Genomic DNA, 22,289 nt, shown 5'->3' on the forward strand with positions numbered 1-22,289 from the left:
GGCAGCGTATGCGCTTTCGGTTCGCCGCCATTAGTGCAAGAGATAGAAGGTGCCCGCGAATGCCATTTGGCCTTTTGCTTTTGGGCTACCGCAGGGACTTGAAAATCTCTGCAGCCTCGAACACGTCACGCATCTGCTCGCGGGCTCGGGAAAAGTTGAATCTCTGCTTGGCGACTTTCAGGCCGTTTTCCTGGATCTTGATCCATAGCGCTTCATCATCGTGCAGGCGCGTGATCTTTTCCACCCAATCCGAAGGCTTCTCAGCAATGAGGCAGTCTTCTTCGTCCCGCAGACCGATACCCTCGGCGGCAACAGGACTCAGCACTGTTGGTATGCCGGCAGCCAAGGCACTGAGAACCTTGCCCTTGATACCAGCGCCCGCGAGCAACGGAGCGACAAAGACCCGGTGCGGGTCGTAGGCATCCGCCACATCTTCGACGAACCCGACAGGATTTATCACCGGTGAGGCCAGTTTTCGGACCCGTTCGTCCATGCGAGATCCATAGATGGAGAGCACGATATCGGGTCTCTTCTCCGCAAGTACGCTCATCACGTTCTTGGCGAGCCATTCGAGCCCTTCAATGTTCGGGTGGTGCTGGAAGCTGCCGAGAAAGGAAATGCCCTCTCGCCCGGAACGATCTTTCGGGATTCCAGGAATGTCCAGAACCCACGGACATCTGAGGACACTCACCCTGCCTTCGGACATGGCCTCGATAATCGCCATTTCCGTGTCATTGTAGGACAAGACAACGTCGACGCTGTGCATGGCGGCGAGTTCTTCCTCACGAACGCCCGTGGCTTCCTCGATGCCCTTTTCGCTGTTCTCTGTTATACCTTTTCGCAGCAGGCGCAGGTAATGGAAATCGGCTCCATTCATGATGATCTTCGCGTCGGGAACCAGTTCGCGGATCTTGCCAACCATATTGTTCACGACGTGATAGCGCGTAATGTAAAAGCAATCGAAATCTCGCGCGTGCTCATCGAGGTACGCATGGGGATGCATGTGGTACGGCGCCACGATCATCTCGACGCCCTGCTTCTCCAGCGCATGGGTGTAGTCGCCCATGTAGGCCAGGTTCTCGGGCAGGAAGGTCACCTTGTACCCGAGCGACTGTACCAGCTTGATTTCCTGCAGCGCGGCGTAGCTGCCGGCGTCGCGGTCGGGTGTCGGGGTGGTGTAGTCGATGAAGAGGACCCGGCCGACGATGCCGCGGTCCTTCTCTAGGTCCGGCTTGTGGCCGACCTCGCTGAAGTTGCGGTAGGCCTGTCCCCACTGGCGCTTGAACTTCGGCCGGTTGACTTCCTGGAACCGCTTGAAGCCCGAAGACGTGTCGGTGCCGCTCGTCACGCCTTCGTAGTGGTAGACCACCGAGGAGGGCACGAACCAGGTGGTGTAGCCATGATCGCGGATCTTGAAGGCGAAATCCGTGTCCTCGAAATACATCGGCTCGAGGTAGCTGCTGAGCCCGCCGACCTCGTCCCAGATCTCCTTGGTGGTCATCATCGCGGCGCCCGACAGGTAATCGGCCTGGCGGGCATAGCTGAAGCGCGGATCGGCCGGGTTTTCCAACCGACCGTAGTTCCAGGGATCGCCGGTGCCCCAGATGATGCCGCCGGCCTCTTGCAGCCGCCCGTCGGGGTACAGCAGCTTGGACCCGACCAGCCCTACCTTGTCGAAACGGCCGAAGGCGTCGATCATCTCGTCCAGCCAGCCCGAGGTCGGCTCGGTGTCGTTGTTCAGCAGGACGACGTACTTGCCCCGCGCCTGCGCGGCGCCAGTGTTGCAGGCGCGGATGAAGCGTTGCGCATCCGTGTTGTGGATGACCGTGATGCCCGACACGATCTCTTCGCACTTTGCCGTCTCGTCGGTCGAGCCGTCGTCGACCAGGATCACCTCGAACGTGGCCTTGTTGTGCGCCAGCAGCAGCGCGCACATGCAGGCGTAGGTCACCTTGACCTTGTTATGGGCCGGGATGACGACCGACACGTCGGGCGCCTCGACCTCGGGGAAGGCGAGTGGCTTGATCTTGAGCCCGTCATAGCCCGCCTCGAGCGCGTCGAGCGCGATGGAGAGTTGCTGCGACACCTCTGGGGTCACCCCCGCCTTGGCATGGGCGCGCAGGCTGGTGAAGCGTGCGGGGCTCTGGGCAAAGATCTCGGCCGGATAGGGGCTGCGGCTTTCGCGCTGCAGGTGGTCGAACGGGGTCAGCTGGCGCGGGGCGAGGAACCAGCTGGACCAATAGGTCTGGAACCCCATCTCGTCGCGCACCTCGATCTTGCGGTGCCGGCCGTTGAGAAAGCGCGACGGGATGCGGAACCCGTTGTGCCCGGACTGGAAATCGTAGGGGAAGGCGACCTCGTCATCGATATAGACGACGCCCCGGAAGGCCATGTTGCTTTGGAATTCCAGCAGGTGGCCCCAGTCGGCGCTGAGGCTCAGATGCACGTTCGACGCGCCCGACAGCTCGTACCGCGTGCCCTCGGACACCAGCGCAACCACCGATTTGGCGCCGCGGCGCGAGGCCGGCAGCGCGCAGCGGTGCCAGACCGGGGTCTGGGTCGGCGCGATGACCCGCACGGCCGGGTTCAGCTGCGCGCTTTTCTCGTTGGCGACTGCCAGTTGCGGTTCGGCGATGAAGAAGGCGGCGGAATTGTCGTTTTCGTGCGGGGGCGCCTCGTATTCCAGGATCAGCGACACGCTGATGGGCCCCTTGCGCGGCGTGAACTGCACGCTGGCGCGATGGAACTGGTCCGGCCGGTTGCCACCGGGAAAGCGCGGATCAAAGGGCAGCTTGACCTCGGTCGCGTGCTTGCCATCGGCCTCGGTCACCTCGAGAACCAGCCGCCCGCGCCCACGGTGGGCCGAGAGCTTGGCGTCGAACCGCAGGGGCTCGCCCGTGGCCAAGATCTCGATCTTGCCCTTCAACGGGATGCGCGCGACGCCCTCGACCCGTTCGCCGATGACCCGGTAGGTCGTCCAATGGGCAACCTGCCATTCGCCGAACCCGTCCTGCTGGGTGGGCCAGCCCTCGGGGTCCGGATGGATCGGGAAGGTGACCGGCGGCAGCAGGCCGGCCTTGGCCATATCGACTTTCTCGAGCGTGAAGACCTCGCCATCCGCATCGATGCAGATGTCGCGCCCCTCCAGGTTTCCATTGGCGGCAACGAAGACCTGGCCATCCATCAAGGCGATCTCGCACAGATGGGGCGGCTCGATTATTTCCTTCACCTCTAGTACTCCGGTTCGGTGTCTGTGATGCGCCGGGACCGGCGCCTGCTTGGCGACCTTAGGGCCTTCTGCGGGCAATGGCATCGACAAAGGTGCCTTGTGGGCGTCCCAAAGGGCAAGATGTCGCGCCTCTGCACCCTGGCGCGTCTGGGAGATCCAGCTTCGCATCTGCGCGTCGAGCTGGGCGAGAAAGACGAGCGATTGGCGGTCGGCTTCCTCTCCGTCATAGCCCCGGCCCTCGGGGTGACGGATCAGCAGCGAGGGGTCACGCACAACGGCAAGACCGGCCGCATGGCAATGGGCGCTCGATGCCCAGTCGATGCCCCAGCCGATGTTGTTCGAGCTGTAGTCCAGCTTTTGCAGCCAGGACAGCACGGCCGGGGTCAGCGCCCAGCAGACGCCATCGGTCTGCACCACGTCGATCAAGCCGTCCGGGCGTTGGGTGTCCTTCTGCACGACCGAAGTCAGCCAGGGCGTCCAGTCGAGGTCTGGCGCCCAGATCCCGAGGTCAGGCACCTCGTCCACCGCATTGCGCAGTTGCCGGACCACGGCCGGCCAGTCGTCGAACTGGGCATCGGCATTGATCTGCAGCATCACCGCGTCATGCGGGTTCAGGGTCAGAGAGACCTGGAACTTGCGCCCGAAGAACCAGCTTTGCGGCACCTTATGCCAGGACCCGGGGCCCGTCTCTTCGCGGTCCTGCGCGTTCGAGTAGATGACCGAGAGCTTGTCGACCGCACCGTGCAGGCCCTCGGCCATGGCCCGCGCCTGCGTCTGGAAGCCATCCCAACTGATGATCACTGCGTGGATTGGCTTGGAAGGCATGGGGCCGGGCGGCGTCCTGACTTGTCGATCTTCGATGCGAAACGGCGGTTGAAACGCGAACCACCACCGATAGCAGCCTGCACCTTAATGGCTTCGTGACCGGGCACAAGCCTGCCTCGACGCGGTGCCGGAAATCATCGCGCCGAACCTGCCGCGCCGCCGGAATATTGGACGCATCCGGCGCAGACTTGGGTGCCCAAAGGTTCATGCCACGGGAGTCGCGGCTCACCGCAGGCGGAATCTTACTCATCCAGCGGTTGCTGAAAAGGCGCTTTGTTATTATGTTTCAGCAACTTAAGATCGATCTACCATAAGGAGAATTGCACTTTCTTCTGGAGACCATTAAGGAGACTTGCTACCAGCATTACCTAACCTCTTCACGACCAAGAGCGGGCTGACTTGCGCACGATCGTTTTACACTACCACCTGTTCAAGAATGCAGGCACGTCGATCGACAGCATCTTCAAGGATCACTTTGCGGATGCCTGGGTCACGGCCGAGTTTCTGGCCAACGGAGGGGACAATTCCGACCTGGTCGCGCAATGGATCCAAAGCACGCCTGATGCCGTGGTCTTCTCATCGCACACGGCGATCGGGCCCTTGCCCGAGATCCCAGGCGTCCGGGTCATTCCCGTCCTGTTCCTGCGCGACCCGATTGCCCGTATCATCTCGGCCTACAATTTCGAACGCAAGCAGGCGGTCGACACGCTTGGCACCCAACTCGCCCGTGAGAACGATCTCGAGGGCTACGTACGGGCGCGTCTTGACCGTAAGGGCGACCGGCAATGCCGGAACTTCCAGACCAACCGGCTCGCCGCCTTCCTACCCGGCCCGGACAGCGAACTGGACCGCGCCCGTCGCGCGATGTCGATGCTGCATGAAAAGGGCGTGCTCGGCCTGGTCGAGAATTTCGGCGAGTCCCTCGAGGCGCTGAACCAACGCATGGCCGAGATTGCGCCCTGGTTCCGGGCCAGCCGGGTCAGGAAGAACGTCTCCGGCAAGTCGGGCACCGATTGGAGCGCCGAGTTCGAAACCTTGGTGCGCGCGGCCAATGCCGACGACCTGGAATTGGTCGCCGAAGCCCGTCCCCTCATCGCCGTGCCGTCCTGACGTGCGGCGCAGCTGCTGCGGCCCGGGCCCCGTGATGGATCGCCGATGAAGCTGCTGTTTCACATCGGTGCCGAAAAGACCGGCACGACCAGCCTGCAGAACTGGTGCGCCGCGAACCGCAAGGCGTTGAAAGCGCAAGGCGTTTTCTACAGCAAGGCGCTTGGACATCGGAACCATCTGAAGATCTACCAGGCCAGCCTCGGCCCGACCCGGGATCACCCCGCGTTCCGGCGGCTGGGCCTAGGCGATGTCACGTCCCGCAATGCGTTCCGGGACCAGGTCACTCGTGAATTGGCCGCCGAAAAGGCCCAGGCAGAGGCGGCCGGTTGCCATACCTTTGTCCTGTCGAACGAGCATTGCCATTCGCAGCTGAACACGCAGGCAGAGGTGGACCGCTCGGCCGAGATCGTCGGGCCGATCTTCGACGAGATCGAGATCCTGTGCAGCGTGCGCCCGCAGGTTGACATGGCCGTCTCGCGCTGCTCGACCGCCGCCCGCGCGGGTTTCCGCATCGACCGCGCCTATTTCGAGAGCGCCGCGCAGCTGCGCCACTACTTCGACTTCACCCGGCTCGCCGCGTTCTGGTCGACCGCTTACGGCAAGGAAGCGGTGACCCTCGTCCCCTTCAAGCGGTTCCCTGACTGCATCGACGTGATCAAGGGGCGGTTGGGCCTGTCGGGCGCCCCCGGTTTCACCGCGCCCCTGCGCGAGAACGAGGCGCTGGACATCCGCGTCATCGCCACGCTCAACCTGTTGCGCGACACCCCGGACGCCCTGCCCGGCCCCACGCGCAAGGCGCTTCTGGACACCCCCTGCTTCCAGCGCCTCCAGCCCGGGCCGGAGCTGGCGCGCGCGTTCCAGGCACAGTTCGACGACGCCAATGCCGCGCTGATCGAGAGCTTTGCCGGCTTGGAGTCTGGTGACCTCGATCCTGAGTGGGCGAAGTACGACAAGCCGTCGAATATGGACCGACTCGACGTGACCGGGTCGGAGAACCTGTCGCAGCTGATTGGCTACATCCTGGATCTGAACCAGAAAAAGACCACATCTGCTTCGTAGCGCATCTCGTCTCGCCGCCAAGCCCGCAAGCGCAGCATGACCTGCCGCCTGTTTCAGTGCCAGCCGGGTTCGATTGCCAGCAGTCCGGCGGCAACAGCAGCGCGAGCACTGTTCAGATCGGGATAAGTCTGCCTGGTCCTGCGACCCTCCGGCCCGAGCTCTAACTAGAGAACCTCAAGGTTGTAGTCAGAACTTCTGCCAGCCGCGCTCCAAGGCCTCGGCGTAAGTCGCAGTAAGGCGCGGATACTTTTCGGCGAGAAAGGCGCGCGTCTCGTCGCTGACGATGACCTTTTCCTTGATGTGCCGAGAGGTGTTCCGATGTTCCATCTTCGACAGGTCGAAGGCCGCGTGATGTCCGAACCTGTGCTGCAGGTAGTTGTTCAGATGGTCCAGCGCGACGATATCCAGCCGCGCGAACCCATGCGGCCGGTAATAATCGGCGATCTCGTCGTCGGTCATGTTGTAGAAGTCGGCGCCGCGCACGAACTCATCGAACGTGCCCTCGACTGCCAGCCTCGGCGCGCCAGACAACTTGCTTTCGGATTGGCCACGCCACTTCCAGACTGCAGGTTTCTGCATGTGCTTGTAGTAGGACACCATCAGCGACACCGGATCGCGCGCTATGGCGAATGCGCAGGCCGGCGGCGCGAGCCCCGCTGCCTCGATCTCTTTCATCGCGGCGTCGCAGGTCCCATGGCGACGCCCGGCCACGAACCGCATCTTGGTGCGCGCCTCATCCGTCGCCGGCAGGGAAAAGGTGTGCTCTTTCGCCCGGGCCGGCGCGAAGACCGTCACCGGGCCATCCAGAGCGTTGACCAGGAACCGGACGACCGACATGCCGGCCGTCTTCGGCACATGGATGAAAAGCGCGTCTTCGTGGTACAGCATGTGTCCGTCTCAACCGATTCCGTTCAGTCCGCAGGGATCTGCGCCCGGTGGCGGCGACGGGCGGCTGTCACTTGCTGCGCAGCAAACCCTGAAGGTACTTGCCATAGTCGTTCTTGGCCAGCGGCTTCACGACCTCTTCGAGTTTCTCGGACGAAATCCACCCGGCTTCAAACGCAATCTCTTCGGGACAGCCGGTCTGCAGCCCCTGCCGCTTTTGCAGCGTCCGCACGAAGTTGCCCGCGTCCAGCAGGCTGCCATGCGTTCCCGTATCCAGCCAGGCATAGCCGCGGCCCATGCGTTTGACGTCCAGTGCGCCTTCGTCGAGGTAGCTTTGCAGCAGGTCCACGATCTCGACCTCGCCGCGCGGGGACGGCTTGATTGCCCGGGCCCGCTCGGAGGCCGTTCCATCGACGAAATAGAGCCCCGTCACCGCGAAGTTCGACGGCGGCACGGCGGGTTTTTCGACGATCTCGGTGACCCGGCCTTCGGGCGTCATGGCGACGACGCCGTAGCGCTCGGGGTCCGAGACGCGGTAGCCGAAGACCGTGCCACCGGTTTCGCGCTTATCCGCGTCCTTCAGCAGCTCGGGCAGCCCGTGGCCAAAGAAGATGTTGTCGCCAAGAACCAGAACCGACGGCCCGCCGGCCAGGAAATCCTCGGCCAGGATAAAGGCCTGCGCCAGACCGTCCGGCGAGGGCTGGACGATATAGGTCAGGCTGATGCCCCATTGAGACCCGTCCCCCAGAACGCGCTTGAACTGGTCCTGGTCGTGGGGCGTGGTGATGATCGCGATCTCGCGGATGCCGGCCAGCATCAACACGCTCAGCGGGTAGTAGATCATCGGCTTGTCGTAGATCGGCATCAGCTGCTTCGAAACGCCGATGGTGATCGGGTAGAGCCGGGTGCCAGAGCCGCCGGCGAGGATGATGCCCTTGCGCTGTGTCATGTGATGTCGTCCGATGTCTTGAATGTTTCCGGGAAAAGCAGGTCGCTCGGGCCGAACAGCTCGCGGTAAAGCTGGCCGTCGCGGTCATAAATGCGGCCGACCTGGTCGGCCAGCGTGGTGTCGTACAGGCTGGCGTGTGTCGGCACCTGGCCGGCGCGCCGCATCTCGGCCAGCTGGTACAGCGGCGTGTCAGAGAAATCCCCTTCGACCGGGCTCAGCCCGTCGGTGCCGTGGTTGGTCAGCTTGCGGGCGTCCTGAATGGTCATCCCGGCGCCGGCCTCGATGTCCTTGATGGATCCGCCGAACTGTTCAAGCGGCACCCAGAGATCGTAGTCCTCGTAGACGAGGAAATCGACCTGGGGGCGCCAATGCAGATCGAACTTGAGGATCCCTTTCTTTTCCAGCAGTCCCACGAACTCCCGAAAGGTGAACATGTCCGGGTCGATCCCGTCGCGCGTCACCCCATGCAGCATCCAGAATTCGGGCCGGCGCCCCACCAGCTTGTCCAGAAACACCGAGGCCAGCCGGGCATGCGGGCAGCGCAGGATCGTGAAGGTGAACGGCGCCGTCACCAGCTCGCGCAGCGAGGCGCAGAAGGTCTGGTTGTTGTTGTGGATCCAGGTCCAGTCCTCGAGGCTGTCGATGCAGCGATTGGCCATGGCGAGGCTCACGCGCATGGTCGAACAGGCGTTCTTGGGGATGAAGGAATAGACCGCCCCCGAAGGATAGACGCAAAGCGCATGACGCGCCGCAAAGCCATGGGCCGCGTTCTGGCCCAGTGGCTTGAGGCTTTGGCGCGCGTATCTCAGCAGGCGGTCGGCCATGGGTTACGCCTTGGCCCCGAGCGCGGTCATCGCACGGTCGAGCCCCTCGCGCCAATCCGGCCGGGGGATCCCAAAGACCGCCTCGGTCGCACTGCAATCCATCTGCGAGTTCAGCGGGCGGGTCGCGGGCGTCGGGTAATCCTTGGTCGCGATGCCCGAGACGGCGACGGTGCGGCCCGCCTTGGCAAAGATCTCGCTGGCGAAGTCCTTCCAGCTGACCTCGGGCGTGCCGCCGAAATGGTAGGTGCCGCTCTTGGACGGGTCCTCCAGCAGCTGCCGGGCAATCTCGAGGCAGGCAGCGGCGATGGCATCGGCCGGGGTCGGCCCGCCGATCTGGTCATCGACGATGGACAGGGCATCGCGAGTCTCGCTCAGCCGCAGCATGGTCTTCACGAAATTCGCGCCATGGGCCGAGAAGACCCAGGAGGTCCGCAGGATCGCATGGGTGCCCACTGCCCCGCGCACCGCCTCTTCGCCCGCCAGTTTCGTGCGGCCGTAGGCGCCCAGCGGGCCGGTGGGGTCGGTGGGCGTCCAGGGGTCCGTGCCGCCGCCCTCGAACACGTAATCGGTCGAGATATGGACAAACGGGATGCCCAGCCGAGCGCAAGCCTCGGCCATCGCGCCGGGGGCGGCGCCGTTGACCAGCGCGGCGGTCTCTTCCTCGGATTCGGCCTTGTCGACGGCCGTCCAGGCGGCCGCGTTGATGACGGCGGTGGGCGATGCCGCCTCGATCGCCGCCGCGCAGGCCGCGGGGTCGGTCAGGTCGGCTGCCTCGCGGCCCAGGAACACGGCGTCCGGCGCCAGGGCCTGCAATTCCGTGGCCACCTGGCCGGTCTTGCCGAAGACGAGAATACTCATGCCTTCGTCCCCAGCCGCTGACCCACGCCCGTGCGCTCAAGCAACGGGCGCCACCAGGCCTCGTTCGCGAGATACCAGGCGACGGTCTTTTCCAGCCCCTGCTCGACCGTGACGCTCGGCCGCCATCCCAGCTCGGCCCGGATGCGGCTCGGGTCGATGGCATAGCGCGCGTCATGGCCGGGGCGGTCCGTGACGAAGGTGATCAGGTCGGAATAGGGGGTCTCGCCCGGTTTCAGCCGGTCGAGGATCTCGCAGATCGTCTGCACCAGCTGCAGGTTGGTCCGTTCGTTCTCGCCGCCGATGTTGTAGCTGCGGCCCAGCTCGCCCTTTTCGATCACCGTCAGCAGCGCGTCGGCATGATCCTCGACATAGAGCCAGTCGCGCACGTTCGACCCGTCGCCATAGATCGGCAGCGGCCGGCCATGCAGCGCGTTCAGGATCACCACCGGGATCAGCTTTTCGGGGAAGTGATACGGGCCGTAATTGTTCGAGCAATTCGTCAGCACCACCGGCAGCCCGTAGGTCTCGTGCCAGGCCCGAACGAGATGGTCGCTGGCGGCCTTGGAGGCGGAATAGGGACTGCGCGGATCGTAGGGCGTGGTCTCGGTGAACTGCCCGGTCGGTCCGAGCGAGCCGAAAACCTCGTCGGTCGAGATATGGTGAAAGCGGAAGCTGTCCGGCTTGCCTGCGTCCTGCCAATACGTCCGGGCGGCTTCGAGCAGGGTGTAGGTGCCTTCGACATTGGTCTTGATGAAGGCGCCGGGCCCGTCGATGGACCGGTCCACATGGCTTTCGGCCGCCAGGTGCATGACCGCGTCGGGCTTGTGCTGGGCGAAGACCCGCGCCAGCTTGGGCCCGTCGCAGATATCGACCTGCTCGAAGGCATAAAGCGGGCTGTCCGCCACGCCGGCGACATTCTCGAGGCAGGCGGCATAGGTCAGCACGTCGAGGTTGACCACATCGTAGCCCCCGGCCACGGCCTGCCGCACCACGGCCGAGCCGATGAACCCGGCGCCGCCGGTGACGAGGATCTTCATGCTTCCTCCCAGGTGAAGGGCGACACCCAGTCTGCGAAAGCGGGCGCCTTGGCATCCTTGTCCGACAGCAACGCCTTGCCTTTATCCACGCCCCAGTCGATCCCGAGAGAGGCGAAATGCACGGCCCCGTCGCATTCGGGCGCGTAGTGATCGGTGCACTTGTACACGATCTCGGTATCGGGCTCGCGCGTAACAAAGCCATGAAGGAAACCGGCGGGAATCCACAGCTGACGGCCATTCTCGGCGCTCAGCTCTTCGGCCACCCAGTTGCCGTAGGTCGGCGAGCCCTTGCGCGCATCGACCGCGACATCCAGCAGCCGCCCCCGGCCGCAACGCACCAGCTTGCCCTGCGCATGGGGCGGCGACTGGTAGTGCAGCCCGCGCACCGTGCCGACATCGACGCTGAGCGAATGGTTGTCCTGCACGAACTCGGGCAGGTCGAGACCAGCCGACCTCAGGGTCTTGACGTTCCAGCTTTCGCTGAACCATCCACGCGCATCTCCGAACCGGCGCGGTTCCAGGAGATAGACGCCGGGGAGAATGGTTTCCGTAATTTGCATGTAAGTCTCAAATACGCTGTTGAGTTGGCTTCTTGGGTCGATGATCGTGCTGGCAGTGTCAAGGGCAGCCTTGAACCAATTCACCCTCTTTAGGGGTGCACAACCCTTTGCGCGTGATCAGTAAGCGCATCGCATCGGTTCAAATCATAATGGCGCTCGTGAAGTACTCTCAAACGCGGGTGCTTGGACTTTCCAAGGCAGCCGAAATTGCGACAGAGCGCGCAGACGTGGATTGCCAGGAAACGTTTTGTCCGGGTTCGCCTGAGGCTCGTCACCGAGATCACATGGGCTTGTTGGTCTGGCGCTATTGGTGTCTGTGTGTCGCGGCCTCAACAGGCGCGTTTGACCAATGCGACCTGGTTGCCTTGTAAGACAACATGGTATGAAAGCAGATCGTTCGCGACAACTGACGTGCGGGATAGATCTGAATGCCTTCGGCCAGTTGCCCATCCGGCATGATGGCAATGCGGGCAAAAGCGCGAGTCAATGCCCCTGGCCCGGTCGCAAGCCACAAGCTCTCGCCGCTGGTTGAATGGAATGCATGTGCCGCGTCATCAAGCGCGGCGCGAATGATCGGGTCCTTGGGCGCAACCGCGATGAAATTGTTGCCCACGCTCATGACGTTTTCCTGGTAGCCCACAAATCTCAGCTCCGGATCCACGACTTCCGACAGCCGGCCGACACATCTGTCGTCCGCATCCAAGTAGATACCACCTTCGTGCCAAAGCAGTGCCAGGCGCAGAATGTCGGACCTTCCCGCTGGATGCGGGGCCAGCCGAAAGCCTCGAAGGGCTGCGTCTTCCCCTTTGTCTCGCAAGTACCGGACCGCCCGGACGTCGTCAAAAAGGTCAAAGTCATACCCCGGATTCAGGCTCCGGTTCCACATGACCAGATCCGCCACATCCTGCGGCAGGTCGGTTGTATCCCAGAACTGGAAGACCTGTGGCGGTATGGTGGGACGTTCAGGATCACGGCGAACATTGCGCGACGTCGCTCCGATGCGCCCGAGCCGATTCAAGGCGGCCATCGCGCTGATCGCCGCCGGCGTATTCGTCGGCTCCTGATCGAGCTTGGACAGGAAGTGCAAGAGTGCCGAGTTTTGGTCGGACGTCGCTGCGCAATGGGCCAGATCTTCCGGGCTGCAGAAAAGTCGGTACTCGTTCAAGATCTGTCCAGGCAAGGACGTCAGGATCTTGTCGCTGACCAGGCCGCTGGCATCTCTCAATTTTCTCAGTCTGTTGCGGTGCGCCATGCTGCGGGCCGCGTCTTCCAGTTGCCCAAGAAGCGTTTCGATTCTCGCGCGCAGTTCCCAAACGAGCAGATTGGACGGGTCTCGTTCGGCCAGCTCTTTCAGGCTCTTGACGGCATCCGCGAAGTCACCCTTCTCGAACGCGATTTCACTTTGAACCCGGCCTTTCTGGATGTCGTTTCTCGTTCCGTCATCCGGAATGGAAGCAAGGAGCCACTGAGCTTTCTCGAGATCTCCCATCTGTAGATGGTCGTTCGCAAGCTGAAGGATGATCGGGACATCGCCGGGGTTAGCACCAAGGTAATTTTCCAGGGTTTCTATGGCCGCAGTCAAATCACCTAGCCGCCGTTGCCCCAGGGCAAGGAGGCTCGTCTGCTCAGATGTGCGCGAGGACGGGGCGATGGAAGACAGGAGCGCGACGGCCGCGGTACCCTCCTTTCGCTGCATGTGAATTCTGGCCTGTTGGAGAAGGACACCTGCATTGTCGGGCGCCAATTGACGGCAGGCTCGCATCGCTTCGTCACAGGCGTCGAGCTCGCCACAAAGATTGAGATTGTGCGCGGCAAGCAGTAGCAGGCCAAGCTGAGATCCCGGTGTCGTCACGATCGACTTGCACTCAAGGACAATCTCCTCCCGCAGTTCCAAGGCCATCATGGCTTGCCACTTGAGCGTTTGCAGATGGAGATGATCGGGCTTGGCAAGGAGACCGGCCTTGGCAAACGACAGCATCGCCTTGAACTCACCCAAAGCGCCGCTGGCCCGGGCGCCCAGAACACTGTGCCATGCGCGATGCACGTCCGGCACGGCATAGCTGTTCAGAAGGTCCAGAGCGTCGCGCGCCGCGCCTCTGGTCACCTTCATCTGTGCCAGTTGCAGAACGACTTCAGTCAAAGGGGTGATTGCCTCTTCCAAGAAGGCTTCGGCTTCGTCAGCGCGCCCCATGGAAAACAAGATGCGGCTCCGCACCATTCTCAGGCGAGGGCTGTCGACCAGTGTCTTTAGCTGCTGCTGAACCAGGTACAATGCATACTGTGGAGAAACCAACTCTTGCGCCTGCTGAATGATGCCCGCCTTCTTCCAAGGCGTCTCGGCACGATCGACCGCGGCCTCCAGGTAGGTTCGGCTCTTTGCGGTCTGACCCAGCGCCACATGGGCTGTCGCGATGGCGAGCAGGGCCTCCTCTCCCAGCAGGTCATTCGGGATTGCAGCCGCAGCCTCGAGAACACCTGCCGGGTCGCCGCGGCCCGCCAGGTCGAGAAGTTCTTGGATCTGCAACTCGGCTGCTTTCTGGGGCGCGCTGTCCATTGTCAGACCCACCGCTTCCCAGGGTGCGGTGAGTAGCGCGGGCTTTGCGCCGCCTCTCTATTTCGTCTGGTCATCTGGCCACGATCCAAAATTGCTGCCTCTTTCGCATCGTTAGCAACACAAGGCCGCGTGCGTGAGCCCTGCTGCCGAGCGCCTGGCGAGTATTTGCCCGTTCGGGGTCAGGATGATGCTGTCTGAGGCCGAAGTCCAGATGATGCACGGGCTAGGCCTTACCGAAGGATGATCAAAAACACCTGCCGATAGTGCCCCGCGGCGTGGTGTAGGAGCGCCGACCTTCGGAGAGGTCCGGGTCTGATCAGGATGCCACCGCGGGCAACCTGACGGTGGGATTGTCGGTGACACGAGCCAGGGTTTCAAGCGACATATACCGCCGCGCCACCGCCCACTCGTCATTGGTCTCGAGCATCAGCGCGCCGACGAGGCGCACGATGGCGGCATCGTTTGGGAAGATCCCGATGACATCGGCGCGTCGTTTCACCTCTCGGTTCACCCGCTCCAGCGGATTTGTGGATGCGATCTAGGTCCAGTGTTCGCGGGGGAAAGACATGTACGCGAGGACATCGTCCCGTGAGGCATCCAGTAGCGCGCCGAGCTTGGGTTGTTTTTCACGAAGCGCATCCGCCACGATGGTCCACTGGGCCTCGGCATCGACCTTGCTCTCCTGGGCGAAGATCGTCTTCAGCATCGCCGCCACTGCAGTGCGCTGTTTCGTCGGAGCGTGCGCCAGGGCATTGCGCATCCAGTGGATACGGCAGCGCTGCTGGGTCGCGTTGAATACACGCCGTGCAGCCGCTCGCAGGCCCTTGTGGTCATCGGCGATCACCAACTTCACCCCTCGCAGGCCCCGGTCGGCAAGGCTGCGCAGAAAATCCGTCCAGAAGGTTTCAGCTTCGGACGGGCCGGTGGCCACGCCCAGCACCTCGCGCTTGCCGTCCTCGTTCACGGCCACAGCGAGTATCACCGCCTTGCTTATGATCCGTCCGCCTTCCCTGACCTTGAGATATGTGGCGTCGAGCCAGAGATAGGGCCACGCGCCTTCCAAGGGGCGGGCCAAGAAGGCGTCGACCCGCTCGTCGATTTCCATGCACAGCCGACTGACCTGGCTCTTGGACATGCCACCAGCCCCAATGGCCTTGACCAGGTCATCGACCGACCGCGTGGAAATGCCATGAACGTAGGCCTCCTGGATCACCGCCACCAAAGCCTTCTCCGCCGTCCGTCGGGGCTCCAGGAAGCTGGGGAAATAGCTGCCCTTGCGCAGCTTCGGGATCTCCAGTGCGATCCGGCCGGCTCGCGTATCCCACTCACGCTCCCGGTATCCGTTCCGCTGGGCCTCGCGCATCGGCGAGCGCGTGCCCTTGGCTGCGCCAGTCCGCGCTTCGATCTCGGCCTCCATGATGCGCTCGGCGGCAAAGGCCAGCATCTCGCGCACGAGGTCGCCATCAGCCTGCTTCTCAACCAGCTCCATCAGCGCCATTCTGTCGTCGGTCATCGTTATCTCCGTTTCAGGTTTCAGGTCTCGCAACCCAAACCTTCTTCGAAGATCGACGGTGACCGCCAGCGCCGCCTGTGGCGCCGCTCGCGGCTTCCTACACCACGCCCCGGGGCACTATCCACCTGCGCGAGGAGCCACTAGTGAGCGATGCACCGGCTTACCGCATCTCACAGCGCACACGACCAGCCTGCTTGCAGGCCAGCCTGGCGATTGCACAGCGGCTACGTCCACTTCGCGCCCGAAAATGTGCCACAAACACCGGACCGCTCCCCGAGACTACACAGAATGGTTGCATTTGAACTTTACAGCGGGCCATAAGATCCTTGCGTGACGGACGGATACAAAACTGTGTACTGACCGCTTCGCCACCGCCCACAGAAGCGACCAATTGGCTTAGCTATGAAGCACTCTCATTCGCAGATCTTGACGTTCTTTGCGTCCGGCAACCCGAGTGGTTAGACGACATGCAAGATGCCTCAAAATGACGGTCTCCACGGTCGTCGGATGTCCGGTCATGGTCGGGCTATTTTGACAGCCTCGCTTATGGCATCGCGAGTTGTTGAGATGCATGGATACTGCATGTTCAGAAGACCCCACCTTATGGATTATCGATGACTGAATTCCCAGAGCTGATCCTGCATATCGGCACAACCAAGACAGGATCCACCGCAATACAAGTAGCGCTGCGAAAAAGCTCGGACTCTCTTGCAAAGGACGCTGCAGCGTTCTTGGGTATTTCCCTAGAAAATGTTCAAGAAGCGCGTGCCTATCCGTGGTGCCAACCGGGCGATGCGGGAAGATTGCTGGCCGGTGATTTTGCAAAGCGCGAAGAGCAGGTGGCAGCAGTGGTTCTTGCGGCTCTGACGCGGCTGCGCCAGCAAGGCGTGCAAACAGCAATATGGAGCAATGAGGCATTTTTTGGCAATGCCAAGATCATACCACTGATCAAACGCCTTCGCGATGCCGGAGTTCGAGTGAGGGTCATCATCTACATCCGACGGCATGATAAATGGGCACTGAGCGCCTATGTTCAGTTTGCACTCAAGGGCAAAGACTATTCAGGGCGAGTCAAGAAGTTCGCTGACTGGGCTGCCCCCCGTTCCATTAAGGCGCCTTTCTTGCGGAGATGGCAGGACGCTTTTCCTGGACTTGTGGAATTGTACAATTTCGACGTGATCGACGACGTAGTCGACCATTTTTGCCGGATTGTGGGTTTGGTGGGCGTCGAAGGCGGCCGGGCCAACTCTGCGCCGTCCAACGCGTTGCTGTCAGCCTGGTTGGTGCACAATGATCGTAGCAATGATAGTGTTAAGCCACTTGCTTTTCGCAAGCTAGGTAAAGCGCTTGATATTTTGGGTCCACTAGAAACCGGACACCCGAAGACACCGCCTCTGGCGGAGTTGTACCCTTCCGAGCAAGATCTTCGCAGCCTTTTGACGAACGTTTCCGACGATCTCGATGCAGTGAATCAAGTCTTGGTCGAACAGGGTGAGCCGCCGTTGGATGTCTCGAATGTCTCGGTCAGGCAAGCAACAGTAGACAGCTGGGAACTGGACCAGATCCTTTTCCAAGCCGTGTTCAGCCTTCAGCGTCAAGTGTTTGAGTTGCAAGATGAACTTGAGAAGGTCAAGGCGAATAGATCAACGGAAAGCTCTTCGACGCCATGAGGGCAATTTCCAAGAACTTTAGGCGCTGACCTGCCCCCGTTCGGCGCTCGGCTACCAGATCCCCGCCGCCTATTCCATCCCATGTTCCCTCCTCGCAATCGGGCAATTGTCACCTTCCGGCTTTGGTTTCAGCTGGATTAGCGCCGGGGGTCAGAGCACTGCCACCGAAGTCAGCTCTCACCAGTACCGCCTCTCTGTCACGCTCCCCGCCCGGCTGACGTGGCGAAATGCCGCACGGCTTGATTGACGGCTGAAACAATCGCCCCTCATACTCGCACCACTATAGCGCGAGGCGCCGGGTGTGCTGGTTCTGAACCGTGGGCGACCCCGACAGGATCACGGTTGGTCTCGCGCGGCTTTCAAAACCACCTAGGGGGTGATCATGTCCGTTTGGATCAACGAATTTCACTACGACGACAACAGCACGGACGAGGGCGAGTTCATCGAGATCGCGGGCCTCGCGGGTTTCGATCTGACCGGCTGGTCCATCGTGCTTTACAACGGGTCCAGCAGCGTCCGCGCGCCCTATGACACGCTGTCCCTCGACGGGCTGACCATCGACGACGAGGGCGACGGCTATGGCGCGGTCTTCGTCGATGCGACCGACATGCAGAACGGCGGGCCGGACGGGCTGGCGCTGGTCGACAATCTGGGCACCGTCATTCAGTTCCTCAGCTACGAGGGCAGCTTCGAGGCGCTGAGCGGCCCCGCCGCCGGCATGGTTTCGGTCGATGTCGGCGTGGCCGAATCGAATGCCACGCCCGAGGGGCAGTCGCTTCAGCTGGCCGGCACCGGCAGCCTTTATGCCGATTTCGCCTGGACCGGGCCGGCCACGGCCACGCCCGGCACGCTCAACACCGGCCAGACCCTCCTGGCCCCCGGCCCCGTGCTGGTCGCGGCCGAGGATTTCGACGGCGGGGCGCTCAACCTTGTCGCGGGGTTCGACCCCGCAACCGACAACCTCGACGGCGGCGCGGGCGACTGGTTCGGCGTCGGCAGCATCGGCGCCTGGCCGCAATCCTCGGTGCCGTTCAGCCTGACCGATGACACCGTCGCCGATGTCTCGGGCGGCGGCGTCTTCGCCGCCGATGCCGAAGGCATTTTCGGCCAGAACCGCGACCTTGCCGACGCCTTCTTTGGCCTGTCGGATTCGGACGAATTCGGCGCCGCGCAGACCGCAAGCTGGACCTTCGACATCTCGGGCTACAAGGACCTGATGCTGTCCATCTCCATGGGCGGGATCTCGGATTCCAGCTTCATCGGCTTTTCCTCCACGACCGATGCAACCTTTATCGTGTCCATCGACGGCGCCGCGGCGCAGACGGCCTTTGACCTTGATGCAGTGGACAACACCTTCGGCCACACCACGCGGCTGATGGACGCCGGAACCGCCTCGGGCGGCGGGCGGCTGCTGACGGTGTCGGGCGACAATGCCGTCACCAAGCTCAGCGCCGAGGATGGCAGCACGGCGGCCGATACCTTCCTCGACAAGGCGACGGTGGACACCGGCCTGCTGGACACCTTCCAGACCGCGATCACCGGCACCGGCGCCACGCTGACCCTGACCCTGACGGCGGACATGCCGTTCGAAGCCATGGCCTTTGACGACATCCGCATCACCGGCACTTCGGCCCCGATCACCGGCGGGATTTATGCCATCGAGGCCCTGGACGCCGACAAGCCCGAGGGCGAAGCCGGCGCCACCGACTTCACCTTCACCGTCACCCGCAGCGGCGACACCTCGGGCGCGGGCACGGTCGACTGGGCCGTCTCGGGCGATGTGGATGCGGCCGATTTCGGCGGCACGCTGCCCTCGGGCACGGCCAGTTTCGCGGCCGGAGAGACCGAGACCACCGTCACCATCCAAGTCAGCGGCGACACCGATGACGAGGGCGACGAGGACTTCACCGTCACCCTGTCGAACCCGACAAACGGCGCCATCGCCGGGGCCAGCGCCGCCGGCCGCATCGTCAACGACGACTTCGAGATCACGCTGATCAGCGAGATCCAGGGCAATGCCGCGACCTGGGGCGAACAGTTCGGCCGCACCGATGCCACGCCCTTCTTCGGCGCGACAGTCGCCGTCTCGGCCGTGGTCGTGGGCGATTTCCAGGAAGGCGACGGCAATTTCGGCGGCTTCTACCTGCAGGAGGAAGACGGCGACGCGGACGGCGACGCCACCACCTCCGAAGGCATCTTCGTCTTTGACGCCGGTGTCTCGACCGGCTGGAACGTCAACGTCGGCGACACCGTCACGGTGATCGGCACCGCCACCGAGTTCTTCGGCGAGACCCAGCTGAACGCCACGCAGATCATCGTGGAAAGCAGCGGCAACGCGCTGCCGACCGCCGCCACCATCACCTTCCCCATCGCCGAGACCATCGTAAACGGCGACGGCCAGGTGATCGCCAACCTCGAGGCCTACGAGGGGATGCTGGTCACCCTGGGCCAGGACATGACCGTCGCGGACCTCTTCGACTACGGCCGCTTCGGCGAGATGGGGCTGTACGCCGATGGCCGGCTCGAGACCTACACCCAGAGCAACACGCCCAGCGTGACGGGGTTCCAGGACTACATCGACCTGGCCGCGCGCAACACGGTGACGCTGGATGACGGGTCGACCTGGCAGAACCCCTTTACCCTGCCCTACCCCGACGGGTCCTATGGCGTGATGGACGGGCTCAGCTCGGGCGATACGGTGTCGGACGTGACCGGCGTCGTGCGCTATTCGCGCGGCTCGGGCAGCCTCGGCGACGAGAATTACCGCATCAACCCGACCGCGCTGCCCACCTTCACCGACACCAACCCGCGGCAGGAAACCCCGCCGGACGTGGGCGGCAGCCTCAAGGTCGCGTCCTACAACGTGCTCAACTACTTCAACGGCGACGGCATGGGCGGCGGCTTCCCCACCTCGCGCGGCGCCGACTCGGCCGAGGAATTCGCCCGCCAGCAGGAAAAGCTGGTCGCCGCGCTCTCGGCCATCGACGCCGATGTGGTCGGGCTGATGGAGATCGAGAAAGACGGCTACGGCCCGCAATCGGCCATCCCCTCGCTCGTCGATGCGCTGAACGCCGCGATGGGCGCGGGCACCTATGCCTATGTCGATCCGGGCGTGGCGAGCCTCGGCAGCGACGAGATCGCGGTCGGCTTCCTCTACAAGCCCGGCACGGTGGCGCTGGTCGGCGCCTCGGCGATCCTCGACAAATCCGTCGATGCGCGATTCGACAGCGACAACCAGCGCCCCAGCCTCGCCCAGACCTTCGAGGAGATCGCGAGCGGCGAGACCTTCACCGCCGTGGTCAACCACCTGAAGTCCAAGGGCAGCCCGGTCGACGGCGTGGCCGGCGATGAGGACCAGGGCGACGGCGCCGGCAATGCCAATACCACGCGGACCCTCGCGGCCGAGGCGCTGGCCGACTGGATCGCCACCGACCCGACCGGGTCGGGCGACAGCGACGTGCTGGTGATCGGCGACCTCAACAGCTACGCGATGGAGGATCCGATCCAGGCGCTGCTGGCCGGCGCGGATGACAGCACGGGCACGGGCGACGACCTGGTGAACCTCGCGCCCGTCACCTACACCTATGCCTTCCCGCTCGACCTGTCGACGGCGGGGCAGGTGCAGGGCTACGGCACGCTCGACTATGCGCTCGGCACGGCCAGCCTGGCCGCGCAGGTCACCGGCGCCGCGGCCTGGCACCTGAACGCGGACGAACCCTCGACCATCGACTACAACACCGAGTTCAAGCCCGACAACGCCGACCTCTACGCCGCCGATGCCTTCCGCTCCTCGGACCACGACCCCATGATCGTGGGGCTCGACCTTGCCCCCGACGCGCTGGTCGCAAGGCTCGACTTCGAGGGGCGCTTCCCGCGCCAGCATGCCGATTACACGCTGGACGGTGACCTGGTCGCGACCCAGCGGCTCAAGCTGCTGGACAAGTCGGTGGACCTTGGTGCCGCCGGTGTCACGATCGAGGCGGTCTCGGGCGCATCCAAGCACGCCTTCGTCACCAGCTGGGGCCAGGGGCTCGGGGTGGCGGTGCTGGGAGGCTCTTCGGTCTTTGCCGGCCGCAACAAGGTGATCGACGGCGACGAGGTGTTGCGGTTCACGCTGGACGAGGTCGACGGCCTTGGCGACGCGCTGGCCGCGAGTTTCGAGTTCGGCAAGACCCGGGGAACCGGCGACGCGGTGGTGTCGCTTTACGACGACGGCGCGCTGGTCGACAGCTTCGTCATCACCCCGGGCGCGGATGGCATCGCCTTCGACCTGCCTGGCACAGCCGATTTCGACATGGTCGAACTGGGCGTGACCGACGACTTCGCCTTCTCGCTCGAAGCGGTGGAATTCCTGCGGATCGAGGGAGATGTGCTGGTGGTCTGATCACCTTTTCGGCGGATCAAGGGGCCGGGCACCTGGCGGTGCCCGGCCCCTTTTTCATGCGAGACACGCGTTGCCCGGGGAGCTTGCCTGCACGATGCATCGTGCAGGCAAGCTCCCCGGGCAACGCGTCCAGTCCTACACACCATCATGCACTCCTTGTCCGTCACCAAGAGGTACCGGATTATTCCAATGAATGCTTTGCGACCGATCATGACCCGGCCAGGAACATCGGACCTTTAACGAATGCGCCGGTCGCGTCACGTGGCAAGCCGGCATGACTCGCGCCGGCCAAACCGGCGCCTTTTCCAGGATGGGCTGAGCTTACGATCAGACCGCCTGGGCAGTGAAAGTGGGACCGGGGAAGACCTCGACAAGATCGCCGCGGCCTGTCGCGAAGCCGCCTGTCCCATTCAGCGCCATGAAGACCTTCAACGTCGAGCCCCATAAAGACCCGCGGCCCCGCTTAAGCTCTGGTTCATTGGATGTCCCAACGATCGTGTCGTGCATATCGCGCGACAGCGGCAATGTCCGGCCGGATCATCGGGGTTTCTGAACAGACTCAGAGCCAAGGTCACCAACTTCCACCTCGACCGGGCTTGCCCGGTTTGGTATGGACTATCTTGAGTGCGCAGGATGCGCCCGCCCCCCGGTTCGGCCAGTCGGCCGAGCAAAAAGGCCCGGTGCATGCATCCTGCTACGAACTCCATCTCTGGAATCTCTCGCGGAGTCACCATCCGGGCTCGTTTCCGTTGCCTGACCACTTGGGCCTCGGAAACGGCAATCGCGTGGTTTCGACCTCCCGTTCTCCGCCCGCTTGCAAGACCCAAAAAAC

At 63.2% G+C, this 22,289-nt stretch carries 12 protein-coding genes and 1 pseudogene; 4 read left to right on the top strand and 9 right to left on the bottom strand.

All coding sequences use genetic code 11. The features are described 5' to 3' along the window. Positions 1-85: 85 nt before the first annotated feature. Positions 86-4,054: a glycosyltransferase gene (locus MF270_RS24580; RefSeq protein WP_238368358.1), complete on the bottom strand. Its 3,969-nt coding sequence runs from the start codon at positions 4,052-4,054 to the stop codon at positions 86-88. A 399-nt stretch (positions 4,055-4,453) separates the two neighbouring features. Between MF270_RS24580 and MF270_RS24585 the strand changes: the two genes are divergently transcribed. Together MF270_RS24585 and MF270_RS24590 are read left to right on the top strand one after the other, a co-directional pair. Then, positions 4,454-5,164 carry a sulfotransferase family protein gene (locus tag MF270_RS24585; protein WP_238368359.1) on the top strand — a complete coding sequence of 237 codons (711 nt, stop codon included), beginning with the start codon at positions 4,454-4,456 and terminating at the stop codon, positions 5,162-5,164. 45 nt (positions 5,165-5,209) lie between these two features. Continuing rightward, the gene (locus MF270_RS24590; RefSeq protein WP_238368360.1) at positions 5,210-6,223 is read left to right on the top strand and encodes a hypothetical protein; all 1,014 of its coding nucleotides are present in this window, start codon (positions 5,210-5,212) and stop codon (positions 6,221-6,223) included. Between the two features lie 186 nt (positions 6,224-6,409). On the opposite strand, the gene MF270_RS24595 is transcribed toward MF270_RS24590, so the two are convergent. The 8 genes and pseudogenes from MF270_RS24595 to MF270_RS24630 all read right to left on the bottom strand — a co-directional run bounded on the left by MF270_RS24595 (position 6,410) and on the right by MF270_RS24630 (position 15,403). Beyond that, entirely contained in the window at positions 6,410-7,111 is a 702-nt protein-coding gene (locus MF270_RS24595) for a sulfotransferase family protein (RefSeq protein ID WP_238368361.1), read from the bottom strand. A 67-nt stretch (positions 7,112-7,178) separates the two neighbouring features. Continuing rightward, entirely contained in the window at positions 7,179-8,057 is an 879-nt protein-coding gene (gene rfbA, locus MF270_RS24600; RefSeq protein WP_238368362.1) for a glucose-1-phosphate thymidylyltransferase RfbA, read from the bottom strand. Beyond that, positions 8,054-8,881: a sulfotransferase family 2 domain-containing protein gene (locus MF270_RS24605; protein ID WP_238368363.1), complete on the bottom strand. Its 828-nt coding sequence runs from the start codon at positions 8,879-8,881 to the stop codon at positions 8,054-8,056. The genes rfbA and MF270_RS24605 overlap by 4 nt, the downstream gene beginning before the upstream one ends. Before the next feature lie 3 nt (positions 8,882-8,884). Then, positions 8,885-9,739, bottom strand: coding sequence for a dTDP-4-dehydrorhamnose reductase (gene rfbD / locus MF270_RS24610; RefSeq protein ID WP_238368364.1), 855 nt, complete (start codon positions 9,737-9,739; stop codon positions 8,885-8,887). Beyond that, positions 9,736-10,776, bottom strand: coding sequence for a dTDP-glucose 4,6-dehydratase (gene rfbB, locus MF270_RS24615; protein WP_238368365.1), 1,041 nt, complete (start codon positions 10,774-10,776; stop codon positions 9,736-9,738). The genes rfbD and rfbB overlap by 4 nt, the downstream gene beginning before the upstream one ends. Further along, a complete protein-coding gene (gene rfbC / locus MF270_RS24620) occupies positions 10,773-11,336 on the bottom strand; it encodes a dTDP-4-dehydrorhamnose 3,5-epimerase (protein WP_238368366.1) in 564 nt (187 codons plus the stop codon). The genes rfbB and rfbC overlap by 4 nt, the downstream gene beginning before the upstream one ends. A 304-nt stretch (positions 11,337-11,640) precedes the next feature. Next, positions 11,641-13,890, bottom strand: a complete 2,250-nt coding sequence (locus MF270_RS24625; protein WP_238368367.1) for a tetratricopeptide repeat protein — start codon at positions 13,888-13,890, stop codon at positions 11,641-11,643. A 316-nt stretch (positions 13,891-14,206) separates the two neighbouring features. Beyond that, a pseudogene (locus tag MF270_RS24630) lies at positions 14,207-15,403 on the bottom strand (IS256 family transposase). A gap of 614 nt (positions 15,404-16,017) precedes the next feature. Here MF270_RS24630 and MF270_RS24635 point away from each other — a divergent pair. Both MF270_RS24635 and MF270_RS24640 read left to right on the top strand, forming a co-directional pair. Continuing rightward, positions 16,018-17,073 carry a hypothetical protein gene (locus MF270_RS24635; protein WP_238368368.1) on the top strand — a complete coding sequence of 352 codons (1,056 nt, stop codon included), beginning with the start codon at positions 16,018-16,020 and terminating at the stop codon, positions 17,071-17,073. Positions 17,074-17,455: 382 nt separating this feature from the next. Next, positions 17,456-21,457 (top strand): ExeM/NucH family extracellular endonuclease, encoded by a 4,002-nt coding sequence (locus tag MF270_RS24640; protein WP_238368369.1) that lies wholly within the window; start codon positions 17,456-17,458, stop codon positions 21,455-21,457. The last annotated feature ends 832 nt before the right edge of the window (positions 21,458-22,289 follow it).

This window comes from Mesobacterium pallidum, assembly GCF_019966535.1.
In the GTDB taxonomy this organism is placed as follows: domain Bacteria; phylum Pseudomonadota; class Alphaproteobacteria; order Rhodobacterales; family Rhodobacteraceae; genus Mesobacterium; species Mesobacterium pallidum.